The sequence below is a fragment of the Leptospira ellinghausenii genome, assembly GCF_003114815.1.
Classification (GTDB): domain Bacteria; phylum Spirochaetota; class Leptospiria; order Leptospirales; family Leptospiraceae; genus Leptospira_A; species Leptospira_A ellinghausenii.
This window is the reverse complement of record NZ_BFAZ01000025.1, coordinates 1-1,253: the sequence shown is the minus strand read 5'-3', so window position 1 is coordinate 1,253 and position 1,253 is coordinate 1. Positions and strand designations below refer to the sequence as shown.

General features: G+C 38.2%; 1 pseudogene. It reads left to right on the top strand.

Annotated features, from left to right (window positions below):
• Nucleotides 1-415 precede the first annotated feature (415 nt).
• Nucleotides 416-1,253, top strand: a pseudogene (locus tag DI076_RS20030) (hypothetical protein); the annotation flags it as partial.

Sequence of the window (1,253 nt, the reverse complement as noted above, 5' to 3'; positions counted from 1 at the left end):
GAAATGGTCGCAGGTCTACTTAGATGAAATTAGTTTCCTAGGGAACGTTAGATTTGCCCCTGAGTTAAGGTCGATTCTTTTGGGTGGGGAGGAAAAGGACTTTTGTGGTTTGTTCAGATCCGATGCTCGAAGGCCGTACCACCCCTTCCCACACACTAGACCACACACAACCCTTCCTCCCTCCTCAAAACCTAAAAAACTCAAACCCTATAAAACTTATCTTAACCCTCTCAAACAATCCCCCGAGCTTGATCGAATCTATGCGACAAAAACTCTAACGATACTCTCAAAGCTATTTCCTAAGTCCTGCAATTGCTCAAACCCTAATTTAGTTTTCCACAAATTCAAATCACGTCCGACAATAGCACGTTGTTCTAATTGTTATAAACAGGTTTCAATTACTTCTAACACACCATTGGATAGATTCAAGTTACCTCTATCTTATTTTTCATATATATTAGAGAATCAAATCCTGAGTTATCCCAAGTCAGTTACCTCATCAGAAATTTCTAGAAAGTTAAATTTACCAATTAAGTCTAGTTATATGCTCAAACGTAGAATCCAAATCTTTTGTTCATTACTCAATGAGAAACTCAAGGAACAAATGTATAATGAACTCAATGAGCATTACAAAAAGAATCCAATTACACTTCCAAAAGAAGGAAGTTACAAAGAGATAGCGAAGGAAAACCCCATTTCTATTGCTGATTCTGTGATTTTATTCAGTTCAAGTTTACGAGCTAACTCTTCCCGTTCTAGACGTTATAACACAGGAACGAGTTCCATTTATCTTTCTAATTCGATCGGCGGGGAACAGAAAGGGGTTCTTTGCCATACGACTGGAGTCGTCGGCAAGTGGACATTCTATGAGTCCTTACCTCTTGCTAACAGTTATTATCTTCAAAAAGATTTAGAATCCAAAATTCCTAAGAGTGCAATCCTTTGGACAGATCAAGGTTATGAATTTTTGTGGGATTATAAGAACCATAAATCAGTGAATCACTCAAAGCGAAGTAATGACCCTCGGTATAATATGTCGAGACACCGTTGGGTAACAGAACAATCTGTCACTTCGAATGGTGCAGAGGCAAGAAACGCACTCATTAAGGCTAGTTTCAAAGCTTTTGGCTATGTAAGTCCTAAGTGGTCAAAATGTTATTTGGATGAATATAGTTTTCTTGGAAATGTAAGATTCGCTGAACCTTTGATGGAGCTTCTAACTGGGACTAGTGTGTGTGATGTAGAAAAGTTCT